Below are 20,444 nucleotides of genomic sequence, written 5' to 3'. Positions count from 1 at the left end.
CCATGTCCGCAATCCCTCTTTCCCCCACCGAGACCATCGAGGAACCGCCGGTCAGCCTGTGGCGCGATGCCTGGCATCGGCTGCGGCGCAACAAGCTCGCGATCTTTGGCCTCATCGTCGTCCTGATCCTCGCCTTCACGGCGATCTTCGGGCCTTATCTCACGCCTTACGACTATCTGAGCCAGGATCTTAACGCCCGCAACGCGCTGCCGTCGATGAGCCATCTCTTCGGCACCGACGACCTCGGCCGCGACGTCTTCAGCCGCGTGGTGTTCGGCACGCGGACCGCTTTCCTCGTTGCCGTCATCGTCACGTTCTTCGCGGTGCTGATCGGGCTCACCCTCGGCGCAGTGGCCGGCTTCTTCGGCAATCCTTTCGACCGCGCCATCATGTGGCTGACCGACGTGACGATGTCGGTTCCCAACCTGCTGCTCGTCGTCGTCATCAACGCCTCGCTGAAATCGCCGATCACCCGCTGGATGGAGGCGCGCTACCTCGAGACCCTCAATCCCTTCTACCGCCAGACGATATGGGTGGATTTCATCCTCGTCTTCGGGTCGATGGCGCTGATCTCCTGGCCGCCTTACGCGCGCCTGGTGCGCGCCCAGGTGCTGTCGATCCGCAGCCGGCCCTATATCACCGCGGCCCAGGCGCTTGGACTTTCGAACTGGGTCATCATCAAGCGTTATGTCGTGCCGAATGCGCTCGGCCCCCTGATCGTCTCGGTCAGCGCCGGTCTCGGCACGGCGATGGTGCTGGAAAGCGCCTTCAGCTTCCTCGGCGTCGGGGTCAATCCGCCGACGCCGAGCTGGGGCAACATGATCTCGGACGGCCTTCGCGTCTGGCAGCATTATCCGCATCTTCTCGCCGCTCCGGCGGCCGTGCTCGGCCTTGCCTCGGTTGCCTTCAGCTTCCTCGGCGACGGCCTCAACGACGCGCTCAACCCGCGGGGCAGCAAATGATGGACACGCAAAACAGAGAACACCTGCTCGATGTCAGGGGACTTACCGTCGAGATCGATGGCCGCAATGGCCCGGCCGTCGTCGTCGACGGCATCGATCTCCATGTCGACAAAGGCGAAACCTTGGGCGTCGTCGGCGAATCCGGCTGCGGCAAGAGCCTCACCATGCTGAGCCTGATGCGGCTTCTGCCGAACAAGATCAAGGTCGCCAAGGGAACGGCCACCTTCGCCGGCCGCGACCTGCAGACGATGTCGAATGCCGAGCTGCGCAAGGTGCGCGGCGGCGATATCGGCTTCGTCTTTCAGGATCCGATGACCTCGCTCAATCCCGTCATGCGCGTCGGCGACCAGATCTGCGAGCCGCTGATCTATCACCGAAAAATGAAGAAGGCGGAGGCTCGCGCCCGCGCTGTAGAACTCCTGCGCCTCGTCGGTATTCCCGGCCCGGAAGAGCGGTTGCAGGCCTTTCCGCACGAGCTTTCCGGCGGCATGCGCCAGCGCGTGATGATCGCGATCGGCCTTGCCTGCAATCCCAAGCTTCTGATCGCCGATGAGCCGACGACGGCGCTCGACGTCACTATCCAGGCCCAGATCGTCGATCTGGTGAAGGATCTGCGCGCCAAGCTCGGCATGTCCGTCGTCTGGATCACCCACGATCTGGCATTGATCGCCGGCCTCGTCGATCGCGTCGCGGTGCTTTACGCCGGCACGGTCGTCGAGGATGCCCCGGTCGACGAGCTCTATGCGCGGCCGAGCCATCCCTATACGCGCGGCCTGCTCTCCTCGATCCCGAAACTGTCAGATCCGCCGGCAAGCCGGCTGAGCTCGATCGGCGGCACGCCGCCGGAACCCGGCCGCCGGCCGAAGGGATGCCCCTTTGCGCCGCGCTGCCCGCTCGTCGAGGCGATCTGTCACGAGAAAGTGCCGCGGCTCGAACCCTTGAGCGGCAGCAGCAATCATCGCGCCGCCTGTTTCGTCGTCCAGAGAATGCAGGAGGCCGCGTGATGGCTGCGCAACCGCTGCTCAAGGTCGAAAATCTGGTCAAGCATTTCCACGTCAAGCTCGGCGCTTTCGGCGAACGCTCGGCAACCGTCTATGCGCTCGACGATGTCGATCTCGACATCATGGAAGGCGAAACGCTGAGCCTCGTCGGCGAATCCGGGTGCGGCAAATCGACGACCGGCTTCACCATCCTCAACCTCTACAAGGCGACCAGCGGCAAGGTGGTCTACAAAGGCCAGGATCTCGCCAAGCTTGATGAAAAGCAGATGCGGCCGTTCCGCCGCGACCTGCAGATCGTCTTCCAGGACCCCTATTCGACGCTCAATCCGCGCATGACGGTGGGCGAGGCGATCGGCGAGCCGATCCTCTTTCACAAGCTGTGCACCAAGGCCGAGCTCAAGGAGAGGGTGGCGACGCTCCTCACCGATGTCGGCCTGCCGACACGGTTTGCCCAGCGCTACCCGCATGAGCTTTCCGGCGGCCAGCGCCAGCGCGTCGTCATCGCCCGGGCGCTCGCCTGCCAGCCGAAATTCATCGTCTGCGACGAGGCGATCTCGGCGCTCGACGTGTCGATCCAGGCGCAGATCATCAACCTGCTGCTCGATCTGCAGGAGAAATACGGCCTGACCTATCTCTTCATAGCCCATGATCTCGCAGTGGTGCGTCATATCAGCACCCGTGTCGGCGTCATGTATCTCGGGCGGCTCGCCGAACTCGCGACCCGCGAGGAACTCTTCGACAACCCGCTGCATCCCTATACGAAGGCGCTGTTGTCGGCCGTTCCGGAGACCGATCCGGAGCATGAGCGCACCCGTCAACGCCAGATCCTGCAGGGCGACGTGCCGAGCCCGCTGAACCCGCCTTCCGGCTGCCGTTTCCACACGCGCTGCCCGATCGCCATGGATGTCTGCAGCAAGGTCATTCCTGTCTGGAAGGAAGCCAAGCCCGGCCATCTCGTCGCCTGCCACGCCGTCAATACGGGTGAGATCGCATGACGCTGAAGGCCGTGATCATCGCCGACGATCTGACGGGGGCGGTCGATACCGGCACCCCCTTCGTTGCGGCCGGCCTCTCGGTCGCGGTCGCCGTCGATGTCGCAGCGGCGCAGGATGCGATCGCCACCGGCTGCGATGTCGTCGTCGTCAATACCGCCTCGCGCGCCCTTGGCGAGCGCGATGCCGCCGAAAAGGTCCGATCGGCGGCGAAGGTGTTTCGCGACGTGAAGCCTGACGTCGTCATGAAGAAGATCGACTCCCGGCTGAAGGGCAATGTTGCGGCTGAAAGCCTGGCGCTTGCGGATGCGCTCGGCCTGAAGAATATCCTCGTGGCGCCTGCCATTCCCGATCAGGAGCGCCTGACCTACCGGGGCTGCGTCGTCGGCCGCGGCGTCAACAAGCCGCTGCCGGTCGCCGATCTGTTCGAGAGCCGCGCGGACAATGTTGTCGTAGCCGATGCCGAGGACGATGCCGATCTCGATCAGATCGTCGCGGGTCATGTCTGGCTGACGACGCTCGGCGTCGGTGCGCGCGGCCTCGGTGCGGCATTCGCCCGCCGGCTCGGCGAAACCGGGCGGCGGCCGGTGACGGAATTTACGCCGACCCCCCGCACGCTGTTTGCCTTCGGTTCGCGCGATCCGATCACCGCCGCCCAGATGAACCGGCTCGAAGCCTCCGGCGCCTTGCGCGTGGTGGTGGACGCGCCGGTGGGGCAGATCGAATGCGGGGAGGGCCTGGCGCTGCCGGTGCTGCTGCGTTGCACCGGCGACACGACGGCCGATGCGGCGCTCGTCGCCCATGACTTTGCGGCCGGTGTCAAAAGGGTGATCGACGATACGAGGCCCGATATGCTGATGGTCGGCGGTGGCGATACGGCGCTGGCAATCCTCCACGCGCTTGACGTGAAGGTGCTCACGCCGAAGGGCGAAATCGAGGCCGGCATTCCCTGGTTCGATGTGACGGCCGCCGACGGGCGGCCTTTTCGGTGTGCCGTCAAGTCAGGGGGCTTCGGCAATTCCGATAGTTTGCTAAGACTGGTTCTTCGGAATCAGGCGGCCTAGAACAGGATGATTTCAGGCCGAGTCGGCCTGAAATCATCCTGTTCTCAATTCAAAGAGTTGGAGCATGATGTCGCCCGAAAACCGCTCACACTTTTCGGCATCATGCTAAGATACCGTCGGGGAGAATGACGTGACTGAAGCGAATGGCGAATCTTTGAACGCGGAAGCCGGCCCGCCGGGCAAGCCCGAACGCGGCAAGGCCGTCAAGCTGGTCGATCGCGTCTTCGACCAGCTGCTCGAGCGGATTCGCGGCGGAAACTATCCGCCGGATTCACGCCTTCCCGGCGAACACGAACTTGCCTCGATGCTCGGTGTTTCCCGGCCGATCGTCCGCGATGCGCTGGCGCGCCTGCGCGACCAGGGCATGGTCTATGCCCGCCAGGGAGCCGGCACCTTCGTCAGCGCCCATGGCTCGCCGACGACACAGCTTGCCTATTCGCCTGTTAAGACCATTGCCGATATTCAGCGCTGCTACGAATTCCGCCTGACCATCGAGCCGGCCGCCGCCTATTTCGCCGCCAAGCGCCGCAATGAGCAGGCGATCCAGAAGATCGCCAGCGCCCTTGCGGATCTGCGGGAGGCGACCAGCCATCAACTTCACCGCACCGATGCCGATTTCATCTTCCATCGCGCGGTGACCGAGGCTGCCAACAACCATTACTACACTGCCTCGATCGATGCATTGAAAGCCCATATCGCCGTCGGCATGCATCTTCACGGCCTCTCCTTGCTCGGCCCCCGGCAGGGGCTGGAACAGGTCTACGAAGAGCATAACGCCATCTACAAGGCGATCGCCGATGGCCGGGCCGACGATGCGCAAAGGCTGATGAAGGCACATCTCGAAGGCTCCCGGGACCGTCTGTTCGAGGGCAGGGTGCTCGACTTGTCCTTCTGAAGGGGCATGGGGAGCGGGTTTGCCCCGAACGAAGCATGGCGCAGATCGTAGCTTGCCGCCGCGACGCGGGTTCGTCGTAGCGGGTCCGGCACAGAGCTTTGGTAGGCCGACGGGCTGATGATCGCTCGGTACGCTATGGCCTGAGGTGACCCCAGGACGGATCCCACACAACGTCTTCGACAAGATCGACGAAGATCGGGGCACCGTTGGTGTCGCGATGGGTTTCAGCCAGCCTGAAGGCTGCTTCAGGTTCCATTTCCTCGCCGGGAAAGATCGTATCGTCGTGGTCCGTGTCTGCGACCTCGCTGACATATCCCCTGATCTGGCTTCCCGATCGATAGAGCTTGACGATCAGCGACCCGGCCGGGACGGGGCCTGGGGAATAGCTGACATATTCAGACATATCTGCCGCCTCCTCATTCGGCTTCGTACCAGTGCGCCGGGTCCTGATTTTCGCGGCGCCTCCGAGTGAGGCGATAACCAAATGCTTCACATGGATCTGCTGGGGCGATCAACCACTAAACTTGCGGATGCGCAGAGAGTTCCCGCTCTGTCGCGTCGATCGATCCCGCCTCGCTCTAGAAACCGAAGGGGAAGGTTTCCTGATCGCCCGTCCCGGACTGCCGAGCGATGAGTGGCGAAAGCGCGTGCGTTTCATCGAACCAGAGGAAGGCGTCGTATTGCCGCGACAGCGATGCCGACATGTAGTGGCTCAGCCGTTCGGTTTCCGGCCTGTAGATCACCCCTATGAAGCGCTGAAGCCGCTGTTCGACCAGGCTTGCGTGCAATTCCTCATCGGCCCTGAGGTCGAGAAGAAATCGCGGCTTTGCCGTGTCGTGACATAAACGCTCGCAGCTCTCCGGAAGCGACGGGTTCATCTGTTTCGCCTCCGCCTGCCCGTCCCAATCGTCAGCGGCGATCACCTCGCCGCAGTGTGTTCCCAGCCCTATGAGGCTTGTCATCTCGTTGAAGCGCTGCCGGCATAGCTGACCGAGGCTCAGTTCGTCGCGGGCGGTTGCCATATCCGTGTAGCGGGCGTCGCCGATGTGGGAGTTGTGAGCCCATATGATGATCTTTGCCGCCGGTCCGTGAAAGTCGAGAAGATGCTCGACGGTGTCGGCCATATAGGTGTCGCGCAGGTTCCAGGCCTGAGCACCGCCATAATACATAATGCGATAATATCGTTCGGCGGCGGCGAGCAGTCTTGCGGACTGGACGGCGTTTAGAAAATCATCGTCACCTGAGGCCGCATCATCCAGCGATCGCGTCAAAAGCTCCGTGCATTGCTTCAGCACCGCATCCTCGCATGATCGATAGGCTTCGGTCAGCACGGCCCGACCATAGATCGCGGGATTGCTCTGCCAGGGACTGAGGCAGCCATAGCGCTCCTTGGCAATCTTGGCGGTTTCCGGGCTGACATTTTCGAGATAGTCGAGGACGGAACGGATCGACCCGGACATATTATAGAGATCCAGGCCGTAAAACCGCACCGGATCCTTGTGCGACGCTTTGCGCCGTTCGTTTTCCTCCTTCATCCAGCCGATGAACCGCGAAAACTCCCGGTTCCGCCACATCCACGTGGGAAAGCGGCCGAACGGCTGTCCGTCTCCCGGTGCCCGACCATTTATCCAGTGGTCAATGGCGGCCGCATCCGGCCAATCCGCTTCGACTGCAATGAGATTGAATCCGTGATGCTCGATAAGATGCCGGCTGATGGCAGCCCGCGTCTCATAAAATTCGGCGGTGCCATGCGTGGATTCGCCAAGCAAAACGATGCGGCTGCCGGCAAAACGATCAAAAAGGGCGGCAAAGCCCTTGTCGTCGATCGAGGAAAATTCTTCAGCCGCGGCCGAGATGAGTTTGCTGGATGTTTCCCCTGTGCGCGATGACGGGGCTGTCGCCGTATACATCGGATGGGCGGTAGTCCAGGCATCCTCGCCGATCAACGGGACGAAAAGGACGCCGCCCAGATCTTCCTCGTCGAAGGTGGATGGCCCCGTGCGCGTGATGCGTTTCAGGCGCTGTTCGTCCCTGCGGCCGACCGGGATGATGAGCCGCCCACCGAGATCCAGCTGCTCCTTCAGGGCGGCCGGCACCTCGGGTGCGCCAGCGGAAACGATAATCGCATCGAAAGGAGCGGCGTTCGCCCAGCCCTTGCTGCCGTCGCCCACCCGGACGTCGACATTGCCGTATCCCAGCTTTTCAAACCGTTCTCTGGCTTGAAGCGCCAGCCGTTCATGGCGTTCGATGGTATAGACGTGCCTGGCGATCCGGCTGAGGAGGGCCGAGGCGTAGCCGGAACCGGTTCCGACCTCGAGCACTTTGTCGCCCGCACCCAGATGGGCCTTCTCGATCATCAGAGCGACGATGAAAGGCTGCGAGATCGTCTGACCCTCGCCGATCGACAAGGGCGCATCCTCATAGGCGAATTCCTCGAAGCCCGGATCGACGAATTTCTCGCGCGGCACTATGCGCATCGCCCTGGTGACGCTTTGATCGCGAATGCCGCGACGCACGACATGGTGTTCCACCATGTGGTCTCGCATGCGGTTCATATCCATGGGGTCACCTCCGCTCCAGGAGAAAACAGCCGAAAGCAGGTGGTTGTTCCGAAGCAGCGGCACCGATGGCCTGGGTTCGTTTGCCGCCACGGTTTTCCTACGCACCGCATCGCTGCGCCCGTCAGCACGGCATCGATTCCAACACGCGCCGGAGGCGGTATCGAACGTCTCGGCGCTGTCCGGCGGATCGCGGACCATTTGATGATCCGAGTGGAGCGCCGGCGAAAGCGGGATCCTGCGATCAATTTGCGACATGCAGCAGCGGAACTTAGTGTGAAGAGCGAAGTTGGACAGGCATCAGCAAGAGGCGCGCCCATGTCCAGCAATTCGCTTGTCAACGAACCGGTCGAAGATCTCGCCTCCCGCTTGGAGTCAATGACGGATGACGAGCTGTTCGGGACCATGAACGATCTGGAAAAAGCAAGCAACGCTGCCGAGGAGGGCGACGCGGTAGAAGAGATTATCTCCCGCATTGCTTTGGCCGAAAGCGAGATCGAGCGGCGCTATCCCGGTCGACTGCTCGCACCGTATCGCGAATGGAAGCAAAGGCAACCGCTGCTGTGACTGTTGTCGGCCGGTTTGCGCCACAAAAGACAACCGATGGAGATTTCGATGAGCAGTTCCGAGACAACGACGGACCACAGAAAAATTCGCAAATGGGCGGAGGACAGGAAGGGCAGGCCGGCGGCCATCCGGACCGCCGGCAAAGGCGGCGTCCTGCGCATTGATTTCGGGGACAAGGAAGAAGAATTCGACGAGATCGGCTGGGACGAGTTCTTCAGAATCTTCGACGAAAACAAGCTTGCCTTTCTTTACCAGGATGAGACCAAGGATGGAAAGACAAGCCGCTTCAACAAATTCGTCGAGCGTGACTGAGCGCCTTGACGCGGCGATCGGATCGCCGCGTTCCTGCTGAGGACCCTTGTCATTTGCGGCCAAGAGCCCGGTTCCGCCATCTTCGAATGCTGGTGGGCGGATAGGTTTCACGAGATGGCGGCAGGCGTCGGTAGCCAGGCACGGTAGAGATTTCATCTCGGCCATCCGCGGCGGCCCACGCCATGGACCGTTTTCCGGCAAGCCTGTCGATCACTCAGGCATAGGCAAAACTTTTAGTCGCACCGACCGACGGAACATTTCGTGCCATGACTTTCAGATCCTCGCGAACCATCTCCGCAACCAGCTGATCAAGACTGGTTTCATGTTTCCAGCCAAGCTGCGTGTGCGCCTTCGTCGGATCGCCAATCAGAAGATCAACTTCAGTCGGGCGGAAGTAGGCTGGATCGATCTCCACGACACACTGACCGGATGTCTTATCGTATCCTTTTTCCTCGACACCGCTCCCACGCCAATCAATTGGCATGCCCACCTTGGCAAAGGCCTTGTCCACAAAGGAACGAACCGAGTGCGTTTCGCCGGTCGCAAGGACATAGTCACCCGGTTCGTCCTGCTGCAGCATCAGCCACATGCCGCGGACATATTCTCGTGCATGTCCCCAGTCGCGCTTCGCATCCAGATTGCCGAGATAGAGCCGGTCCTGCAATCCAAGATGGATCGCAGCCGCCGCCCGGGTGATTTTACGGGTCACGAATGTTTCGCCGCGGATCGGGCTTTCATGATTGAACAAAATCCCGTTCGAGGCATGCATGCCATAGGCCTCGCGATAATTGACGACAATCCAATAGGCATAGAGCTTGGCCGCCGCGTAGGGTGATCGAGGGTAGAAGGGTGTCGTTTCGCTCTGCGGAACTTCCTGAACCTTGCCGTAGAGCTCCGAAGTGGACGCTTGATAGAAGCGGGTCTTCTTGGTCAACCCAAGGAGGCGAATTGCTTCCAGCAGCCGCAGGGTGCCGGTTCCATCCGCGTTCGCAGTATATTCCGGCGTCTCGAACGAAACTTGGACGTGGCTCTGTGCGGCGAGATTATAGATCTCGTCCGGCTGTGTTTCCTGTATGACGCGGATGAGATTGGTTGAATCGGTCATGTCCCCGAAGTGCAAAATGAAGCGAGGATTGTCGACATGGGGATCCTCGTACAGATGCTCGATGCGACTGGTGTTGAAGGACGACGAACGTCGTTTGAGGCCGTGGACGATATAGCCCTTGTCCAGCAGCATTTCGGCCAAATACGCACCGTCCTGGCCTGTTATACCCGTTATCAGCGCAACTTTTCGGTTCTTTTTCATTCCCGTATCCATGATTGCTCTCCAACTCGAATACAAATGCAGAAGCAGATGATGCTGTATTGTTGTGCAGCTTCAGAGAAAATCGGCGTTTGAATCGCACGTGCGGTGTATTTATACCTTGAAGTTATAGTACTTCATCAAGGATCTCGAAAACAGCTCTGAGTCGCTGAAATTATACAGCGCGTGCTGTTTAGGATTTACGCTGTTGATCGCGACAATGATTTCCAAATTTCGCGGGCTTTTCATTTGTTGCAGGCTGAACTCGACCGCGCGGCGGCTCGTCTTTCCCCATCTGACGACTGCCAGTGTTCTTTCCGCCAGCGCAGTCAAAAGCACCGTGTCCGTCGAGGCGAGCACAGGCGCGCTGTCGAAGATGACGATCCGGCCGGCCGCGCCCGCCATTTCGATGATTTCTGCCAGGCCATTCGAACGGACCCGCCGCTGAAGACTGAACTTGCCGGATGGAATGAAATCGATACCGCTTGGATGGTGGTCGACGATGTCGCGGATATCGGCGTGGCCATTCAGGAATTCGTTCAATCCCTGCTGTAGCCCCGACTTGAAATAGGACTCGAGTTCTCCACGTCGAAGGTCGCCGTCGACCAACAGCACCGGAATTGCCGCGGCGGCGAGTTCCATAGCCAGCGATCTTGCGATAAGCGACTTGCCTTCTCCGCTGTGAGCCGACGTAACGACGATACTGTTCGGCAACTTGCCCCCGTTGGACTGTTTGAGTGTAAGGATCACGGTGCGGATTGCTTCGTCAAACATCGGGACCTGCACATGTCCGAAAATCGTCTTCGGATTTTCCTTCCGCGCCAGCCGCGGGATAAGCCCAGCCGGTATCGTGCGGGCCATTCCTGCTATTTGGTCGAAACTCCGGATGGACCGGTCCCACATTTCAACCACGAAAGCAGCCGTTACCGCTGCCGAGATTGCAGCCAGAAGGGCGCTCACCAGATAGAAAAGCCGTCCACGGCCCTGCGATGCGAGCGGCACCGAAGCCGGTGATAAGACTTCCAATTCGGCTGCGGGAAGCTTGGCTTTGCCGACGAGGTCACGGCGCTGGTCCTCAAACTTTTCGAGCGCCGTTTGTTCCTTGTCGGCGATCCGCTGCAGTCGCGTCAATTCCGTTTGCACGAGGGCGTCGCGTGCGCGTTTTTCATGAGCGACATCCAAGACGGATTGTACTGCGGCAGCCTCATGGTCAAGCGCGGCGAGCTTGGCGCGCATTGTTTGCAGATATTGCTTGGTCGCCAGGTTGAGATCGGCGCGGGATTTTTGGATTTTCCCGCGCAAATCCACGACGGCCTCGGCATTGCCGTCGTACAGTTCAAGCAGACGGGCAAGATCTGCCTCCTGTGCGTGAAGATCACGTTGCTTTGTGGCAATGTCGTCCGGGAGGGCGATGTTCTGCACAGCGACCGAAGCGCTATCCGCTGCCTCAAGCGTCGATATCACCGCCTTTACCTCAACCCGGCTTTCCTCAATTTTCCCTTCGCGGCCGGTGAGTTCTATAAGTGATTTGAGCCGTTCATCCTGAGCGTCCTCTTTCGAGACGACGTCCATCGATTCTTGATAGTTTCGGGCAGCCTCGCGCGCAATATCCGCGCGAGCCTTCTGTTCGGAGATGCGCTGCAGGATCCATTTTTCCGCTGAATCGAGTCGGCTGCGGACATTGCCCTTCCGCTCATCGAGGTAGATGCTGATGACACGGTTCGGAACCGCGGCTGCGAGTTGAGGGTCATTCGTGGTGAAGCTGATCTGGATAACGTTGCTCTTATCTTCGTGCCAGACGCCGAGCGCCCTAAAAAATTCCGGGATGACGGCGTCGATGCCGTCGCGTACCGGCTCGGCGGGTTTTCGCGGATCGAACAGGCCGCGCAATTTTGTCCGGATGCTCTCAAAGAATGAGGGCTCCCGCAGCGCTGGATTGAATTCCGGCCGCAGGTTAAGCCGCAGCTCGCGAACGACCCGCTCTGCAATACTTCTGGATAGAAGCCGCTCAGTTTCCGCTTTCGCGTCAAGCATATCACCGCTGCTGGTATCCTCCTCACCAAGTGTCTTTGCGAGAGGCTGGTGGATAATCAACCGGGCCCAGGCCTGATAGGCGGGCTTCATCCCGGAGATCGTAATCGCCGCGGGCGCCACCAGCAGCACGGTTATCGCAATGATCATGACCATTCTTCGCCGGAGCAGACGAAAGGCGGATGCGAGGTCCAGGTTATCCGCCTTGGTCTCTACCTGAGCGCGAGGATCGTATCGCATCGACGAGATCGGAAGGTTGCGGTCCGGCGGAAGAGTGGAAATCGTCATCGCGCGTCAACCCATGCTTGAGGTTTCGCGGATACGGTTCCGTAAAGATTTTCGAGCGACCGCATATAGGCCATCATGCTAAAATGGTTGAGATAATGTGCGCGTCCCTGGACGGAGAGGCGGATGCATAATTCTGGATCAGACACCAGCTTTGCCAAAGCCGCCGCCAGGGCATTCTGGTCTCCTACCGGCACGAAGATACCGGTCTCACCATCGGTAATGACTTCGTCATGCGCCCCGACGCGCGTGGTGACGACGGCGAGCCCATGGGACAGTCCTTCGAGCACGGCCATTGCCAGCCCTTCGGCGTGCGACGGCAAGACCAGAATATCTGCACGCCCACACAAGGCTCGCGCCTCACCGGCGTCAAGCCAGCCAGGCATTTCGACCCGATCGGATAGCGCCATGGCGTCAGCCACACGGCGATAATGCTCGACAGGGCCATCGCCGGCCAGTACGGCCCGCCACCGGAGTTCTTTCATAAGCGGGTGGCTCAGGGCTGACAGAAGCTCCGTGACACCCTTGCGTTCGCTCAACCGGCCGAGGAATACGATCAACGGTGTCCCGCCGCCGCGAATATTGTGCGTTCCGGGATCGGGGACGCAATTATGGGCAACGACCGCGCGGCGCTCGTCGACACCGAGAAGCGTTGTCAGCGTCGCGCGATCGCGCTGGCCCAGTGCCACGACGCGGTCGGCATTCTGAAACATCCGGCGGATGAGCCGTTGTTGACCCGGCGAGCGTTGCGCGAAATCGCCGGCGTAATCGTAGTCGTGAAGGTGCAATATGTGGCAGCACCCTAGCAAACGGGCAGCCGCGGTCAGGATCAGTTTGCGGGAGGTGCTGCCGCGGCCAGCGATATGGATATGGTGAATGCGGTCAGGCGCAACGATCCGGTCCTTTGCCATCATCAGGATGGCACCGGCCAGTCGCGCCGGCGATGTCAATTTTGACCACCGAACCCCTCTCGTATCGGTGACGAAATGCTTGGTGCCGGTCTGTTTTGCCGTCTCTGTTATATAGCCGACGAGCCGGCCGATGCCGCCGCCGTTCTCGCAGCCGCCCGGAAGATAGTGGCGGACGCTCGCAGCGCTGCGTGCCGTCAGCCCGCTTCTGTCTGTGAGGGCTTCCATCAGCATGACCCGACCACCTCCCGATAAACTGCTGCGGCCTGGCCGCCGACCCGTTCAGGCGAATTCGGCCCTTTGGCCCATTCGAGCGCATTGGCGCCGAGCTTGTTTCTGAGCTCGCCGTCCTCTGCCAATGCCCTGATCGCTGCCGCGAGCTCTTTGACATCTCCGGGAGGGACCACCATTCCCAGCCCGTTGGGCTGAACGGTCTCCCGCAACTCGCCGACGTCAGTAACGATGACCGGTTTGCCAAATGCGGCGGCAAGGTTGAGCACGCCGCTTTGGGATGCTTCCGTATAGGGAAGCACGACAATATCGGTGTCCAGGAAAAGCTGGGCGACCTCTGCATCTTCGATAAAACGATTGCGAATATCATAGCGGTCGGCATCCCCCATAAGCGGCAGGAATATCGCCGGATTGTCGCCACGGCCCGCGACCGTGACGCGCAGGTTGGGGAGCACGTCCTTGAGCATCGCCTCGGCCCGGACCAGATGTTCCAGGCCCTTATAGGCAAAAATCCGTCCGAACAGCAGGACGCGTATCGTTCCGTCCGCCTCGCGCGGCGCCATTTTCTGTCGCCGGGCGAGTTCCGCATAGCGAAGGATGGAGGGATGCGACAGAACATGGACGCAGTCCGGCGATTTTGCATATCGATCGAGGACCATCCGCTTCAGTCCCTGGCCATGCACGACAAGGTGTCCGGATTGCTTCACCATCAGTTCGGGCGCCCAGCCGGGCAAGGTACGCGTATCGGAGTCGCCCGGATGGATTTCGACGTCGTGGATGGTCGTCACAAGCGGGATCGGGTGCCAGAACGGCACGGCGAAGTTCAGCCAAAGCGTAGAATTGCTGAGGAGATGAATAAGGTTCGGCTGTTCGCGCCGGATCAGCCGCGTAAGCTGATACAGAAACCACGGATTGGAGAGAGAACGGTGTCTCGGCCAGTCCAGAAGGTGCAGGTCGACAGCCGGGTCGAAGGAAGAGGCGAGATGTGCATAGCGCCGGCGCGGCACGGCAAGCACGACATCGAGGTGCTGGGCGACGCCGCTGGCAAAGGAGATGGTATAGTCTTCCAGTTCGGAAACCAACAGCAGCGCCTTCATTTCGCTACCCCCGACAAGCCGACGTCCAGACCGAGCCGTGACAGGCCGCGCGCCGAGCGCAGGCTGTCGCGCGTCCGCCTGAGCAGGTTCGGTTCGCCGGCAAAGAACAGGCCTTCGACGGCAAGCTTGAACCGCGTGAGCGCATCGGCGCCCTGCAGCTTGGCCGACGCGATGCGATAGGGATAGTGGTCCCTCAGATGTAGTCTCGCCGGCAGGTCATGGGCTGAGAGAAACAGGTTCGTTGCTTCAACGGTATGCTGCCAGTGCGTCATCCGTCTCCTGAGCGTGGCGGCATCTTCGGCAGAGCGGTACCAGTTGTTATTGTGGATACGGTAGAAGCCCAGCGGATCCGGCATGGCAATCACGTCCCCCAGAAATGGATAGATCCCCACGAGCCAGGCGTCGGCCGATATGCGGAACTGTTCTGGAATGCCGCCCGCGGCATTCCAACTGCTTCGCCGTACCGCGATGGCCGACGTCATCGGAAAAGGCCACCAGCCCGCCGATCTTGTAAGCAGCGGCGACAAGGCACCCGAACACAGGGTTCGAGGGATCGGCTTGGACGTCGGGGTGCCATCGACAAGCGTCGGCTGCAGCCGGTGATAGACAAGCGATGCTCGAGGGTTTGTCCGGAAGGCTGCAACCGTCGCCGACAGCTTGTTCGGCGCCCACCAGTCGTCGGCGTCCAGGAAGCAGAGGATCTCGCCGGCGCTCGATCCTACCGCGGTATTGATCGCAGCGGCCTGTCCCGCGTTCTCCTGAAAGATCACCTTCACCCGGTTGTCATAGGCTTCCAGAACGGAGCGCGAGTCGTCGGTAGATCCGTCATCGACAACGATTATCTCGACGTTGCCCTCGGCCTGGCTCAGCACGCTGTCGATCGCCCGCCCGACAAAGCGTGCGTAGTTGTAATTATTGATGAGGACGCTGAGGGTCGGCCGCTCCATGACGCGCTCTCAGGCAGGTTGTCGCCATGCGCCGCTCTGCAGCGGCGCAAAGCTGCGCAGGGCCACGACAGGTGGAGCGCCCGTCGCATTGCATGGAGAACTAGGATCATGACGCAGGAACATAGCAATCCTAAACCTTCCAGGCTTCGACTGCAGAGACAGCCTCTGCCAGAATTGTTGCCTTGGTCCAATGGAGCGCGGCTTAATCACCACGCTTCACGAGACATTCATCGCCACGGTACCGGTGAACGGACATGCGCAACACCTGCTCTTAAGGGCAATCATACGGACACGAAGACCCGCCTTTGGGGTAGATGCCGGCTCGGAGATTAGCCGCACCATCGCCTTTGGGTGGAGAGAAGGTGCATTAGGCGTAGCCCGCCCCTCCCTAGGACAGGTTGACTGCGGATGTGGCCGGATGATTGCTTGAAAGCAGCGCAGCCACGCGGGCCGACACCTGTCGTTTGATCTGCCGCGATCAACAGTCGCTTATCTGTTCAACTCAGTCGGAACGGATGATGAGAGTAGATAGCCTCAGAACTGCCAGTGGACCCGCCATCAGTTGGCGGGCCATCGAATGCTGGGGCGCCGCCATATCCCTGTTTTTCCAGGCGGGCGCTTTTCTGCCGCTTATCCTGGCAGATCCGGACGGATCGCTCAGCGAATCTGCGAAATCTATACTGCGGCTTCCGTGCTTTCCCGTATACGTTTTTACACTCGTGGTCCTGGTGCGCAATTTTCCGCAATTTCTGACAGCGCTCAGGCGAAATCTGCTTGTTCCCCTCATCCTTATCCTGCCGTTCTTGTCCACCCTCTGGTCAATCGGACCTCCAACAAGCTTGAGGCGGGCAATCGGCCTTTTCTTTTGTGTGCTTCTTTCCTACGTCCTGGCGATACGTTTCACGCCAAGGCAACTGCTGTTCCTGTTATTTGTGACCCTTGGAGCCTGCAACGTCCTCAGTGTCGTTATTGCCGTGACGTCGCCAAGTCTCGCCTTGATGCCGGATGGTGCCATGCGGGGCGTCTTCATTCACAAGAACGTGCTGGGTTGGTACGCGTCCTTGATGACCTTGGTGGCGACGGCCGTGCTGCTTGACGGAACGCTCGGCCTTCGGCGAACCGCGCTGGTCATGCTGGCGGCGGGGATTATCTGCCTTGCAGGCTCCGGATCGATGACCGCGATCATTGCAACGTCAGTGTGCTATTGCCTGATCGGATTTTATACGCTGTTGCAAAGAAGCAGCAGCGTTGGCCGCGTCGTCATCGTCCTGTCTTTCGTTCAGCTGTCTCTCGGCATTCTGATTTCGCTGCACGAATTTCTGGTTCCGGCCCTCGAAGCGCTCGGAAAGGACGCGACTTTGACGGGTCGGGTGCCGTTGTGGGAACTGGTTGACCGCGAAATATCCGATCGTTGGATGCTCGGCTACGGATACCAGGCTTTCTGGACAACCGTGAACCCGCAAGCGACGCAAATGTGGCTAAAGATCGGCTGGGCGGCGCCCCATGCGCATAACGGATATCGCGATATCTTGTTGAGCTTTGGAGTTGTGGGAATGATCCCATTTGTTCTGATGCTTCTCCATGCGATCCGCCAAGGGGCGGTCCTTCAATGCCGCGATCCGCAGTACGGATGGCTTTGGCTCAACGTCCTGACGATCATGATTTTGGTGATGAATCTGACCGAGAGTTCCTTCTTCGTTCAGAATGACACCATGTTCATCCTGTTCACCGCAGCGATCATCATGTTTTCGCTGTACGCGCCTGTCGTGTCGATCAGCCATGCGCCACCTTGGCAGGTGCCTTCGCGCGGCTTTACGACCGGGTTGCAGATATCGTGAGCCGGCCTTTCGGACTGATCCTGAGCATTTTGCCTGTGATGCTCTTTCCGAACTCCGGCAATCCCGCTCCAGGCGCGAGGGATTTGGATGCGCCCGAGCGCCTGCAGATCCTCATAAGGGAGGCGACCTGCGCGGAAGTTTCCGCGCCTTGGTCAGCCAAATTGAATGGGACTTCCTTAAGCGACGCATTGAGCAGCAGCACCGCGGCGCGGACGATATTTTACGTTTCTCCCGATGGAAAAGACACCTGGAGCGGCCTGCTCCCGACCGCAAACCAGCAGGGGGGCGACGGTCCATTCGCCAGCATTGAAAGAGCCCGTGATGCTGCCCGTGAGAAGGGCGGTCCCACCACGATCGCACTGGGTAAAGGCGATTACTACCTCACTCAGCCGATCGTCTTCGACGCCCGCGATACGGGCTTGGTCCTCACAGCCAGATGCAATGAAGCGCCGGTTTTGCATGGCGGGCCACACGTGGGCAGCTGGGCGCAGCAGTCCGATGGCCGCTGGACCGCGCTGCTGAAATTGCCGCCGGATGAAGGCGTCGGTGACCTGTTCGTCAATGGCGTACGGCAAACTCGCGCTCGATTCCCCGACGCACCCGCTGATGGCGATCCGCGCAAGGGGTGGTTATTCGCCGCAAAGTGCAAGCCCGCAATCGATATATGGGATGGAAACACGCGCTTTTGCTTCCATGCCGGCGATCTTCCGGATGTGGTTGATGCCGGTGGGCTGGTCGTGAACATCGTTGGAGGGTATCGACCTGGAACCCAGTGGGGTAACGATACGCTGCCGGTTGTATCGATCGATGGCGCAGGCCGTACAGTTTTCACCAAGGGCACAGGCTTTTTCTTTACCGCAGAAGGCAGCCGCTACTTCCTCACCGGAGCCAAGGCCCTGCTCGATGCTCCCGGAGAGTGGTGGTACGGCCTTGCCGCGGGCGAGCTTCACTATATCCCTGTCGATCAGTCGTTCCCCGATTCAGTTGTCGTTGCGGGCGTTCTGCCGACATTTCTAAAGTTGGATGGCGCCAATGGGATGGTTGTATCGGGGCTCGAGATTAGAGATGGAGCGCCTGAAGGCAGCGGCAAATTTTATACGGATACGAGAGGATTTGGCGCGATCCGGATCGAACACGCCGATGGTGTCAAAATCCTCGGCAACAATATCGAGAATGTCGGCGTCGGGATCCATGTGACGGAAAGCAAGGACGCGTTGATCGCCGGCAACGTGATCGCGGATGTGGCTGGCAACGGGATTTACGTCGGCACCAATTATGGCACCTTCGGCAAGTCGGACGGGTCCAGAATCCTTTCAAACCACATCCATGACATCGGAAAGGTTTACATCGAGACCGCCGGAATATGGTTCCAGGCGGCCGACAATGTCAGGATCGCCGACAACCGGATCGAAAACACGGCGCAGTTCGGGATCGCCGGCGGTTCGCTGTGGGGTTCCAATGACGCGGTCTATAACGCCGTCATCGAGCACAATGTGGTCCGTAACGCCAACCAACAGACTGCCGATGGCGGCGCCATCAAGATGATGGGCGAGCAGGCCGACCCGTTGAACAGCATCATCCGCTCCAATCTCGTGACCGGGACCGGTCACCTTATGAACAGGGCCGACGGCACGTTCTGGCCTCCCGGATATGAAAACACCAGCGAATGGCCGTCTCCGATCAGCTGGGCAATCTACACGGATGGGAAGGCGAGCGGGCTGCGCATCGAAGGAAATTCGCTCTCGGACAACGTATCGGCGATCGGCATCAACGGCGGCTGGAGCAACCTGGTGACGGGAAACGTCATCACAGGCGGATCGGGCGCGGCTTTTCGCGTTGATGACGGTACCGGCAGGGGCTGGCACCCGCCATGGGCACGCCCCAATCGTATCGAGAGCAATGTCGTGTCGATCGACAGTAGCAATGGGCTTGCAGCATATGTCCATGCTCCGGACCACGGGGCCGGATATGTGCAATTCGCGCGTAACCGCTACATCGGCAATTTGAGCAGCCAGAGCTTCCGAGTAGATCCTGAAATCATGCGGTCCGGAGAGTTTGGCAGTCTGGAGGATCTTCAGAAGGCCGGGGCGGACACGGGAAGCGTAGTCGCGCCAGAGTAACAAGGGCACCGCCACCAACGGTGTTCTGTGGCGATTAAGTCCGGCGCCGCGGCAACTTGTACTGCCGATCAAGGATAGTGGTGCCTGCTGCAGGCAAGAGCATCGACGAGTGGAGCGTGGCGATCGAACTGGAAGGCTCGCCAGCCGGAGCCGCCATCTCCCCATCGGTTCACCATGTCTCTCTTCCCGGCTTGTTCGTGCTCAATCCTAACCATCTTCGCTCGCACGGAACGATATCTTCTGCGGCTCTGCTCGGGTCAAAGCGCAATTTCGGGGCGGCGTTCATCATAAGGAGCAACGTGGCAAGCTATGGGGTACGCAGACTTACTTCGAATATTGTACGTCATCTCGGCATAAGACGTAAACGAAAAGACTATCCTACGTCCAATAGCTGGAGCGGCAAGTATGGAGGCAATCGGTCTACCAGGATATTCTGATGACAGTTTCGGTCGCGAAAGCGCAGGTCATGAGAAAGCAATCAGCAGACAGCAGCCAAACTTCAGTTCTCCATCCGAAGGGCTCCTTGGGGTGGACGAATGTCCTTGGTGTTCGCATTTCGGCAGTCAATCTCAAAAGCGCGACCGGACTTATTCAAGACGCGATCGAAGACGGCAGGAAGGAATATGTGTGCGTTCGCGACGCGCACGGCATCGTCCGATGCCAGGACGATGCCGAGCTTCGGTCGATCCATAACCGGGCGTTCCTCGTGACCCCTGACGGCATGCCGTTGGTATGGGCATTGAAACGTGCCGGCCATTTGGAGAGCGACCGGGTCTACGGACCTGACCTGATGCTATCCGTTTTCGACGCCGGCAGATCCAAAGGCGTGCGCCACTTCCTCTATGGCGCGACGACCGAGACGCTGGAGCAGTTGCAAGCGCGCCTTCTCGCAAGATTCCCGGAAGCGCAGATCGTCGGCTGCTACGCACCGCCTTTTCATCAATTGTCGCTGCAGGAAGAGACGGATATTGCGGAGCGGATCAATCGGTCAGGCGCGGATATTATCTGGGTCGGTCTGAGCAGCCCCAAGCAGGAGCTCTGGATGGCTCGCATGCGCGATCGTCTTGATGCATCGATGCTCATCGGTGTCGGCGCTGCATTCGACTTCCACGCCGGCCTGAAGCGACAGGCTCCCAGGATCATTCAAAGAAGCGGCTTCGAATGGGTGTTTCGTCTTCTGTGCGAGCCGCGACGGCTGTGGCGGCGCTATGCGCTCGTCGTGCCGACCTTCATCTCACTGACAGCATTCCAGAGACTGGGACTTCGGAAATTTCCCATCGAAGACGAGGTTTTTGGATCGAGCGCGCCAAAAGCAGTAGCTGTAAAGGTGTAA

The 20,444-nt window shown here is 60.0% G+C and carries 17 protein-coding genes; 10 read left to right on the top strand and 7 right to left on the bottom strand.

All coding sequences use genetic code 11. The annotated features are described in order from the left end of the window. The first annotated feature begins 2 nt into the window (after nt 1–2). The 5 genes from CO655_RS25595 to CO655_RS25575 all read left to right on the top strand — a co-directional run bounded on the left by CO655_RS25595 (nt 3) and on the right by CO655_RS25575 (nt 4,914). A complete protein-coding gene (locus CO655_RS25595) occupies nt 3–962 on the top strand; it encodes an ABC transporter permease (protein ID WP_097667300.1) in 960 nt (319 codons plus the stop codon). Continuing rightward, entirely contained in the window at nt 959–1,966 is a 1,008-nt protein-coding gene (locus tag CO655_RS25590; RefSeq protein ID WP_097667299.1) for an ABC transporter ATP-binding protein, read from the top strand. The genes CO655_RS25595 and CO655_RS25590 overlap by 4 nt, the downstream gene beginning before the upstream one ends. Then, on the top strand, nt 1,966–2,958 hold the full coding sequence (locus CO655_RS25585; protein ID WP_097667298.1) for an oligopeptide/dipeptide ABC transporter ATP-binding protein: 993 nt from the start codon (nt 1,966–1,968) through the stop codon (nt 2,956–2,958). Before CO655_RS25590 ends, CO655_RS25585 begins: the two co-directional genes overlap by 1 nt. Beyond that, nucleotides 2,955–4,019 (top strand): four-carbon acid sugar kinase family protein, encoded by a 1,065-nt coding sequence (locus tag CO655_RS25580; protein ID WP_097667297.1) that lies wholly within the window; start codon nt 2,955–2,957, stop codon nt 4,017–4,019. Before CO655_RS25585 ends, CO655_RS25580 begins: the two co-directional genes overlap by 4 nt. A gap of 130 nt (nt 4,020–4,149) precedes the next feature. Beyond that, nucleotides 4,150–4,914, top strand: a complete 765-nt coding sequence (locus CO655_RS25575) for a FadR/GntR family transcriptional regulator (RefSeq protein WP_064696735.1) — start codon at nt 4,150–4,152, stop codon at nt 4,912–4,914. Between the two features lie 133 nt (nt 4,915–5,047). Here the strand turns inward: CO655_RS25575 and CO655_RS25570 are convergent, their stop codons facing one another. Both CO655_RS25570 and CO655_RS25565 read right to left on the bottom strand, forming a co-directional pair. Then, nucleotides 5,048–5,317, bottom strand: a complete 270-nt coding sequence (locus CO655_RS25570; RefSeq protein ID WP_097607513.1) for a hypothetical protein — start codon at nt 5,315–5,317, stop codon at nt 5,048–5,050. 175 nt (nt 5,318–5,492) lie between these two features. Beyond that, nucleotides 5,493–7,475, bottom strand: a complete 1,983-nt coding sequence (locus CO655_RS25565; RefSeq protein ID WP_097667296.1) for a protein-L-isoaspartate(D-aspartate) O-methyltransferase — start codon at nt 7,473–7,475, stop codon at nt 5,493–5,495. Between the two features lie 315 nt (nt 7,476–7,790). Between CO655_RS25565 and CO655_RS25560 the strand changes: the two genes are divergently transcribed. Both CO655_RS25560 and CO655_RS25555 read left to right on the top strand, forming a co-directional pair. Next, the gene (locus CO655_RS25560; RefSeq protein ID WP_097667295.1) at nt 7,791–8,039 is read left to right on the top strand and encodes a hypothetical protein; all 249 of its coding nucleotides are present in this window, start codon (nt 7,791–7,793) and stop codon (nt 8,037–8,039) included. Nucleotides 8,040–8,087: 48 nt separating this feature from the next. After that, the gene (locus CO655_RS25555) at nt 8,088–8,351 is read left to right on the top strand and encodes a hypothetical protein (RefSeq protein WP_097607511.1); all 264 of its coding nucleotides are present in this window, start codon (nt 8,088–8,090) and stop codon (nt 8,349–8,351) included. Between the two features lie 214 nt (nt 8,352–8,565). Here CO655_RS25555 and gmd read toward each other — a convergent pair whose 3' ends face one another. From gmd to CO655_RS25530, 5 genes are all read right to left on the bottom strand, one after another. After that, on the bottom strand, nt 8,566–9,669 hold the full coding sequence (gene gmd, locus CO655_RS25550) for a GDP-mannose 4,6-dehydratase (RefSeq protein WP_097607510.1): 1,104 nt from the start codon (nt 9,667–9,669) through the stop codon (nt 8,566–8,568). A 99-nt stretch (nt 9,670–9,768) separates the two neighbouring features. Next, nucleotides 9,769–11,973, bottom strand: a complete 2,205-nt coding sequence (locus CO655_RS25545; RefSeq protein WP_097667294.1) for a polysaccharide biosynthesis tyrosine autokinase — start codon at nt 11,971–11,973, stop codon at nt 9,769–9,771. Further along, nucleotides 11,970–13,112, bottom strand: a complete 1,143-nt coding sequence (locus CO655_RS25540; protein ID WP_097667293.1) for a glycosyltransferase family 4 protein — start codon at nt 13,110–13,112, stop codon at nt 11,970–11,972. Before CO655_RS25540 ends, CO655_RS25545 begins: the two co-directional genes overlap by 4 nt. Beyond that, the gene (locus CO655_RS25535) at nt 13,106–14,206 is read right to left on the bottom strand and encodes a glycosyltransferase family 4 protein (protein ID WP_097667292.1); all 1,101 of its coding nucleotides are present in this window, start codon (nt 14,204–14,206) and stop codon (nt 13,106–13,108) included. The genes CO655_RS25540 and CO655_RS25535 overlap by 7 nt, the downstream gene beginning before the upstream one ends. Beyond that, nucleotides 14,203–15,153, bottom strand: coding sequence for a glycosyltransferase (locus CO655_RS25530; protein WP_097667291.1), 951 nt, complete (start codon nt 15,151–15,153; stop codon nt 14,203–14,205). The genes CO655_RS25535 and CO655_RS25530 overlap by 4 nt, the downstream gene beginning before the upstream one ends. 518 nt (nt 15,154–15,671) lie before the next feature. On the opposite strand from CO655_RS25530, the gene CO655_RS25525 reads away from it, so the two are divergent. The 3 genes from CO655_RS25525 to CO655_RS25515 all read left to right on the top strand — a co-directional run bounded on the left by CO655_RS25525 (nt 15,672) and on the right by CO655_RS25515 (nt 20,444). Continuing rightward, nucleotides 15,672–16,991: an O-antigen ligase family protein gene (locus CO655_RS25525; RefSeq protein WP_097667290.1), complete on the top strand. Its 1,320-nt coding sequence runs from the start codon at nt 15,672–15,674 to the stop codon at nt 16,989–16,991. Next, nucleotides 16,988–19,111: a right-handed parallel beta-helix repeat-containing protein gene (locus CO655_RS25520; protein ID WP_097667289.1), complete on the top strand. Its 2,124-nt coding sequence runs from the start codon at nt 16,988–16,990 to the stop codon at nt 19,109–19,111. Before CO655_RS25525 ends, CO655_RS25520 begins: the two co-directional genes overlap by 4 nt. Nucleotides 19,112–19,577: 466 nt before the next feature. Then, complete coding sequence (locus CO655_RS25515) at nt 19,578–20,444, top strand: WecB/TagA/CpsF family glycosyltransferase (protein WP_097607645.1); 867 nt, start codon at nt 19,578–19,580, stop codon at nt 20,442–20,444.

Source organism: Rhizobium sp. M1, from assembly GCF_002531805.1.
Lineage (GTDB): Bacteria > Pseudomonadota > Alphaproteobacteria > Rhizobiales > Rhizobiaceae > Rhizobium > Rhizobium etli_C.
The sequence above is the reverse complement of the archived record's forward strand: the minus strand, read 5'-3'. Positions and strand labels throughout refer to the sequence as shown.